A 343-nucleotide genomic window follows, 5' to 3' on the forward strand; every position below is an offset into this window, starting at 1 on the left:
TTTTCAAGAAACAGAATAAAGCACCACGTTTCAAGTCGAAAAAGAATAACGTACAATCCTACACAACAAAGCACACGAACGGCAATATTGCGATTGTAGGAAACAAAATCAAGTTACCCAAACTTGGATTAGTCAAGTTCGCAAAAAAGTCGTGAGGTTGAGGGGGCGTATTCTTAACGCTACAATCAGACGAAACCCAAGTGGTCAATACTTTGTATCGATTTTTGCTGAAACAGAAGTGCAACCATTAGAAAAAACAGGTTCTTCTGTCGGTATTGACGTTGGTCTTAAAGATTTTGCGATTCTTTCTACAGGGCAAATATTTGGCAACCCTCAATGGTTT

Annotated in this window: 1 pseudogene; it reads left to right on the plus strand. The window is 38.8% G+C overall.

Going from position 1 to position 343, the window contains the following annotated elements:
- A pseudogene (locus tag G4V62_RS19455) lies at positions 1-343 on the plus strand (IS200/IS605 family element RNA-guided endonuclease TnpB); the annotation flags it as partial.

Source organism: Litoribacterium kuwaitense (genome assembly GCF_011058155.1).
Lineage (GTDB): Bacteria > Bacillota > Bacilli > Bacillales > DSM-28697 > Litoribacterium > Litoribacterium kuwaitense.